The 6,421-nt window shown below is 75.6% G+C and carries 7 protein-coding genes; 4 read left to right on the top strand and 3 right to left on the bottom strand.

The genetic code is table 11. The features are described 5' to 3' along the window. Positions 1–19: 19 nt before the first annotated feature. The gene (locus E1283_RS29635; RefSeq protein WP_165956297.1) at positions 20–769 is read right to left on the bottom strand and encodes a VOC family protein; all 750 of its coding nucleotides are present in this window, start codon (positions 767–769) and stop codon (positions 20–22) included. A gap of 123 nt (positions 770–892) precedes the next feature. Here E1283_RS29635 and E1283_RS29630 point away from each other — a divergent pair, with 123 nt between their 5' ends. Beyond that, positions 893–1,732 (top strand): sulfurtransferase, encoded by an 840-nt coding sequence (locus E1283_RS29630; RefSeq protein ID WP_132821246.1) that lies wholly within the window; start codon positions 893–895, stop codon positions 1,730–1,732. A gap of 18 nt (positions 1,733–1,750) precedes the next feature. Here E1283_RS29630 and sepH read toward each other — a convergent pair whose 3' ends face one another. Then, complete coding sequence (sepH, locus tag E1283_RS29625; protein WP_132821245.1) at positions 1,751–2,764, bottom strand: septation protein SepH; 1,014 nt, start codon at positions 2,762–2,764, stop codon at positions 1,751–1,753. Positions 2,765–3,185: 421 nt separating this feature from the next. On the opposite strand from sepH, the gene E1283_RS29620 reads away from it, so the two are divergent. Genes E1283_RS29620 through E1283_RS29610 form a run of 3 tightly spaced genes read left to right on the top strand, consistent with a single transcriptional unit; the run spans position 3,186 to position 5,998 of the window. Further along, a complete protein-coding gene (locus E1283_RS29620) occupies positions 3,186–3,956 on the top strand; it encodes a hypothetical protein (protein ID WP_132821244.1) in 771 nt (256 codons plus the stop codon). Between the two features lie 23 nt (positions 3,957–3,979). Beyond that, entirely contained in the window at positions 3,980–5,107 is a 1,128-nt protein-coding gene (locus E1283_RS29615) for a ferrochelatase (RefSeq protein WP_132821243.1), read from the top strand. A 54-nt stretch (positions 5,108–5,161) separates the two neighbouring features. Next, positions 5,162–5,998 (top strand): inositol monophosphatase family protein, encoded by an 837-nt coding sequence (locus tag E1283_RS29610; RefSeq protein ID WP_243745192.1) that lies wholly within the window; start codon positions 5,162–5,164, stop codon positions 5,996–5,998. 121 nt (positions 5,999–6,119) lie between these two features. Here the strand turns inward: E1283_RS29610 and E1283_RS37625 are convergent, their stop codons facing one another. Continuing rightward, positions 6,120–6,293: a hypothetical protein gene (locus E1283_RS37625; RefSeq protein WP_165956296.1), complete on the bottom strand. Its 174-nt coding sequence runs from the start codon at positions 6,291–6,293 to the stop codon at positions 6,120–6,122. Positions 6,294–6,421: the final 128 nt, after the last annotated feature.

Here is a 6,421-nt window from a genome sequence, read left to right as displayed (position 1 = left end):
GGGGAGGACCCCGGTCCGGTCAGTCCCCGGACGGCTTCGTCGGGACGATCACCGCGAACGGCGCGCCCTCCGGGTCGCTGGCCCGGGCCCAGACGCCGAACGGGGAGCTCTCCGGCTCGGTCAGCCGGCGGCCGCCCAGCGCCACGACCCGCTCCAGCGTGTCGTCGAGGTCCACCACCGAGAAGTACGTCAGCCAGTGCGGCCCCCGGTCGCGCGGCAGCGCGCCGGCCGCGCCCCGGATCCCGGCCACCGGCCGGGAGCCGAGGCGGAGGGTCAGGAAGTCGCTGCCCGGCGGCTGCGCCGGCTCGGGGCCCACGTCGTACCCGAAGACCCGCTCGTAGAACTTGCCCACCCCCGACGTCTCCACCGCGAACAGCTCGTTCCAGGACACCGCCCCCTCGACACCGTGGTAGCGGCCGCTGCGCCGCGGGCCGCCCTCCCAGATGCCGAACGCCGCGCCGCCGATGTCGGCCGCGATGCCGAGGCGGCCCACCTGGTCCACGTCCAGCGGTCCGACGGCCACCGTCCCGCCGCACTCACGGATCAACGCGGCCGTGGCGTCGGCGTCGTTCGTCGCGATGTACGGCAGCCAGGCCGTGACCCGCCGCAAGCCGCCCGCCATCTCGCCGGCCATCTCGCCCAGGCCGGCGACGGGGTGGCCCTCACGCAGCGCCCGCACGTACGCGCCGAGCGGTGACGGTCCCTCGTCGAACTCCCAGCCGAAGAGCCCACCGTAGAACCGTCGGCTCGCGACCAGGTCGTGAACCATCAGGCTCACCCAGCGGTGCGTACCGGGAACTGGTGGACTCGGTGTGTTGGTCATCCTGCTCCATCTCCTCGGGGCTCCCTTGCTCGGCCCCAAGTCTCCACCGCGCGCGGGGAGAATGGGGCCATGACTGCAATGATCTCCGCCTCCGAACTGGGGCTCGCCCTCGGCCCCGAGATCCCGGCCCGGGAGCGTCCGGTGCTGCTCGACGTGCGCTACAAGCTCGGCGGCCCGCCCGGGCTGCCCGAGTACGCGGCCGGCCACCTGCCGGGCGCCGTCTACGTGGACCTGGACTCCGAGCTGGCGGCGCCGGCCGGGCCCGGCGGCCGGCATCCGTTGCCGGACGCCGACGTGTTCGGCACGGCGATGCGCCGGGCCGGGGTCTCGCACGACCGTGACGTGGTGGTGTACGACGCCGGCCAGGGCTGGTCGTCGGCCCGCGCCTGGTGGCTGCTGCGCTGGGCCGGGCACGAGCGCACCCGGGTGCTGGACGGCGGCCTGGCCGCCTGGGCTGGCGAGTTGACGGAGGAGGTGCCGGCCCCGTCCGAGGGTGACTTCGTGCCACGGCCCGGCGGCCTGCCGACGCTGGACGCGGACGCGGCGGCCCGGCTGGCCAGAAGTGGCGTGCTGTTGGACGCCAGGGCGGGGGAGCGGTACCGCGGCGAGGTGGAGCCGATCGACCCGGTGGCCGGCCACATCCCGGGCGCGGTCTCGGCCCCGACCAGCGAGAACCTGCGTGACGACGGCCGGTTGCGGCCGGTCGCCGAGTTGGCGGCGCACTACGCCGAGCTCGGGGTGGAGCCGGGCGCCGAGGTGGGCGTCTACTGCGGTTCGGGGGTCTCGGCGGCGCAGGAGGTGCTGGCGCTGGCCGAGATCGGGGTCGCGGCGGCGCTCTATCCGGGCTCCTGGAGCGGCTGGACGGCCGACCGGACCCGGCCCGTGGCCACCGGCCCCCAGCCTGGCTGAGGGCCGGCGGGCCGCCGGTTACTCCTTCTTCTTGCGGCGGGTGCCGAAGACGATCTCGTCCCAACTGGGCACCGCGGCGCGCCGGCCGGGGCGGACGCCGTCCGCCTCGGCCTGCCGGTCGGTCTGGCCGGTGAGGCGCTCGCGGTGGCCGCCGACCGAGCGCGGCATCAGGACGTCCGCGTAGGTCGAGCCGGCGCTGGCCGCCGGCGACGCGGGGCCGCGGCCGGGCGGCGCCTCGGCCGGCGGCTCCTCGTCGTCCAGCTCGTCGACCGTGGGCGCCGCGGTCGCGGCGGCGGGCTCGGGCACCACCAGGTCGCCGCGGAAGCTCGGCACGGCCTCCAGCAGGCTGGTCAGCGAGTCCGTCTCGTCGCTCGCCGGGGCCAGTCGGCCGGGCCCCCGGTCGCCCTCGCGGGGCAGCCGGGCGATGCGCGGCACGAACGGCGTGCTCGGCTCGGGCGTGTCGTCGGTCTCGCCGAGCAGCGCCCGCGCCTCGTCGTCCACGGCCTGCACCAGGCGGCGCGGCGGGTCGAACATCCAGCTCGCCGAGTGGGTCTCGCCGGCGACGCGGTAGACGAGCAGCACCTCCCAGGTGCCGTCGTCGCGGCGCCAGGAGTCCCACCGGACCGCGTCCTTGTCGGCGCCGCGCAGCAACAGCCGGTCGGCGACGGCCTCGCCGAGCTGGGGCCCGGCGGTCTCGCCGGGCCGGCGGACCGGCGTCTTGCGGGCCCGCTCCGCCATGAACGCGCGCTCGGCGAGCACCGGGCCCTCGAACCGCCGGACCCGGTCGACCGGGATGCCGGCGAACTGCGCCACCTCCTCGGCGGTGGCGCCGGCTCGTATCCGCGCCTGGATGTCGCGCGGACGCAGGTGGTTCTCGACCTCGATCTCGATCTGGCCGAGCCTGGCCCGGTCGTTGCGCACGGCGGCGCGCAGCCGCTCATCGATCGGAAGGGTGTATTCCGTGTTGTCGGCAGCCTTGAGTACCAGACGTGTGCCGTCATTGCTCACGGCCACGACACGCAGTTCGGGCACGAGGACCTCCCGGTGGTGCCTGCCGACGTCACGTACGTCGCTGCTCCCGCTGGACGAGTGTGACCTGCCCGGGTGCAGCCTGCCACAACCTTGCCGACTTGCCCGGCGTGTCGGGCCATGGACTTGAGCCGCCGCTATGGCACAGTCACCACTTTGCCACGCGCCGTGACCGGCGTGGGCGCCGTGTGTCGCACGGGACATGAGACGGCTAAGGCCAGGTGTGGTCACACTACTCCATTAGGGCCACCCGGGTGGGGTGCGGCGCCGTGGAAGTTGTCCCGGGTCAAGGGAGTTGACGCGCGGCACTCCCGCTTCTTTGGGTGGCAAGGCTCACAGAAGCGCCGAAATCGGAACTATCCGCCCGCCTCTCCATGTCTTCTCCGTGGGCACGATGCGAAGAGTGTGTGGATTGAGGCGAACGGTGGAATCTCGGGTAAAGAGTTCAGGTGGGGAACGGCGGGAACGGGGGCGCGGTGGGATCGAGCTGACGGTTCCGCAGGTTGCGGCGAGCGCGGCGGCCGCCGTCGCGGGCGCGGTGCTGGCCTCCGGGCTCGGCGTCTTCGGCACGGTGGTCGGCGCCGGCGTGATGAGCGTGGCCGCCACCTCGGGCAGCGCGGTTTTCCAGCACCTGTTCGACAGGTTGCGCGGGCGTTCCGGCGCCCCCGAGGACCCGCCGTCGCGCGCTCCTCGTCCCCGCGACCGACCCCGTCGCACGCTCCGCCGCACGGTGGCGGCGTCCGGTGCCGTCTTCGCGTTGGCCATGGCCGTCGTCACCGGGCTCGAACTGGCCGGCGGCGGCTCGCTCTCCGGCTGGTGGCACGGCGACGACCGGGCCGGCACCTCCGTCGGCCGGATCCTCACGGGCGACGACGACGAGGGCGAGCGGCCGGCCGGTGGCGAGGACGACCGGGCCCCCGGGCCCACCGACGGGCCGACCGACCTGCCGGCGGACGAGGCGACCGAGCCGGCCCCGGACCCGTCGACCGGGGAACTCACCGAGGAGCCGGCCGAGGAGCCCACCCAGGAGACCGCGCCGCCGGCCGAGGACGGGGCGGGCGAGGAGAGCGGGCAGGACGCCACGCCGAGCCCCGGCCCCACGCCGACGCCGCCGTCCCCGGCCCCCGGGTCGCCCGAGCCGTCGGAGAACCCGTCGACCCCGGAGGACGGCGCCACCGGCGGTGCGACCCCGTAGCGCGCGGTGGCAGGATCTCGGGCATGGACCGCGCGATCAGCCCCCAGCCCTACGACGCACTCCTGCTGCTCTCCTTCGGCGGACCCGAGGGCCCGGACGACGTCATCCCGTTCCTGGAGAACGTGACCGCCGGCCGGGGCATCCCCCGCGAGCGGCTGGAGGAGGTCGGGGCGCACTATCGCCTCTTCGGCGGGGTCAGCCCGATCAACGAGCAGAACCGCGCGCTGCTCGCCGCGCTCCGCGCCGACCTCGCCGAGCACGGCGTCGACCTGCCGGTCTACTGGGGCAACCGCAACTGGGCGCCCTATGTGACCGACACCCTGCGGGAGATGGTCCGCGACGGCCGCCGCCGGGTGCTCACCCTGGCCACCAGCGCCTACGCGTCCTACTCCGGCTGCCGCCAGTACCGCGAGGACCTGGCCGGCGCGCTGGCCACCCTGGCGGACGAGGGCCTGCCGCTGCCCCAAGTGGACAAGCTGCGGCTCTACTACAACCACCCCGGCTTCCTGCGCACCATGACGGAGGGGGTGCTCGCGGCGCTCGCCGAGCTGCCCGAGGGGGTGCGGGCCGGCGCCCACCTGGCCTTCACCACGCACTCCATCCCGGACGCGGCGGCCGACGTCTCGGGCCCGCCGGCCGGCCACGGCGCCGGCGGCGCCTATGTCGCCGAGCACCTGGACGCGGCCCGCGTCATCGCGGACGCGGTCCGCGAGGAGACCGGCGTCGAGCGCCCCTGGGAGCTGGTCTACCAGTCCCGCAGCGGCGCCCCCCACATCCCGTGGCTTGAGCCCGACGTCGTGGACCACCTGACGGCCCTGCACGACAAGGGCGCCCCGGCCGTCGTCATGGTGCCGATCGGCTTCGTCTCCGACCACATGGAGGTCCTGTACGACCTCGACACCGAGGCGCTGGCCGCCGCGCGGGAGCTCGGCCTGCCGGCGGTGCGCTCCGCCACCGTGGGTGCCGCGCCGGCCTTCGTCGCGGCCCTCCGCGACCTGGTCCTGGAGCGCGCCGCCACCGAGCGCGGCGAGTCCCCGACCCGCTGCGCCCTGGGCGCGCTCGGCCCCAGCCACGACGTCTGCCCGGTGGGCTGCTGCGCCGGCCGGGTCGCCCGCCCGGCCGCCGCCGGGGCCGACAGCCCGTACGCCTGAGCCGGCGAGACCCCGGAACACCGCCCGACGAGGACCGACAAGGAGTCCCCCACCGTGTCCGAAGGACCGCAGGCCGCCACCGGTGAGCTGGCCGCCACACTGCTCGCCCTCGCCGAGGAGGCGGCCGACCGCGCCGGCCGGCTGCTGCGCGACGGCCGCCCGGCCGACCTCGGCGTCGCCGCGACCAAGTCGAGCCCGATCGACGTCGTCACCGAGATGGACATCGCCGCCGAGAAGCTGATCACCGGCTTCCTGGCCGAACGGCGCCCGGACGACGCCTTCCTGGGCGAGGAGGGCGGTGTCACCGGCGGCGAGAGCGGGGTGCGCTGGGTCATCGACCCGCTCGACGGCACCGTCAACTACCTCTACGGCCTGCCGCAGTGGGCCGTCTCCATCGCCGCCGAGGCCGAGGGTGAGACGCTGGCCGCCGTGGTGGCCGCCCCGATGCGCGGCGAGACCTACCGGGCGGTGCGCGGCGGCGGCGCCGAACGCCTGATGGCCGGCCGGGCGCCCGAGCCGCTGCGGGTCCGCCCCGCGCCGCCGCTCGACCAGGCGCTGATCGGCACCGGCTTCAACTACGTCGCGGCCGTGCGCACCGCCCAGGCGGCCGTCGCCCAGCGGCTGATCCCACAGGTGCGGGACATCCGGCGCTCCGGCTCCGCCGCCATCGACCTGTGCGACGTGGCCGGCGGCCGGCTCGACGGCTTCTACGAGCGCGGCCTCCACCCCTGGGACCTCGCGGCCGGCGACCTGATCGCCCGCGAGGCCGGCGCCCACACGGGCGGCCGGCCGGGCGGCCCACCGAACGGCGACCTCACCGTCGCGGCCAGCCCCGGCGTCTTCGCCGCGCTCCAGCCGCTCCTGGACGAGCTGGGCGCCTGGCACGACTGAGGGGCGCCCCAGGGGTGCCAGGGCGCCCCACACGTGGCTGAGCGCCCCCGGGAGGCTCCCGGGGGCGCTCAGCCACTGGAACGGTCGTCGGCGCCCGGTCGGGCGCGCTCGGGGAGGGAGGTCAGGCGCTCCTGGCGCCGACCTCGACACCGTAGTCGGAGGCCAGGCGGTGCAGGTCGTCCAGCTCGGCCTGCTCCACGTCCATCGTGAACAGATCTCCGGCTTCGCGAGCGCGGTGCAGATCGGACTGGGTGTTCTCGATACGCTGCAGGATTCCAGCGGTGAACGCGTCCATGGTGCGCCCCCTCGTCTTCGATCGTCGGCACCGGGGAGTGCCAGGGGTGGGTGCGGCCACAGGGGCTCCTCGTCGGTCGGCAGCACGGGCGGCTTGCCGCCGGCGGGGGGTACCGCCCGGCGGGGGGC

This window comes from Streptomyces hainanensis, assembly GCF_004348415.1.
GTDB lineage: Bacteria > Actinomycetota > Actinomycetes > Streptomycetales > Streptomycetaceae > Streptomyces > Streptomyces hainanensis.
Note: the sequence above shows the minus strand (reverse complement) of the source record. Positions and strands in the feature narration are given on the sequence as shown.

Coding starts and splice junctions, on each gene's coding strand:
- E1283_RS29630 (WP_132821246.1), top strand. CDS start 893: ATGACTGCAATGATCTCCGCCTCCGAACTGGGGCTCGCCCTCGGCCCC.
- E1283_RS29635 (WP_165956297.1), bottom strand. CDS start 769: ATGGTTCACGACCTGGTCGCGAGCCGACGGTTCTACGGTGGGCTCTTC.
- E1283_RS37625 (WP_165956296.1), bottom strand. CDS start 6,293: ATGGACGCGTTCACCGCTGGAATCCTGCAGCGTATCGAGAACACCCAG.
- E1283_RS29615 (WP_132821243.1), top strand. CDS start 3,980: ATGGACCGCGCGATCAGCCCCCAGCCCTACGACGCACTCCTGCTGCTC.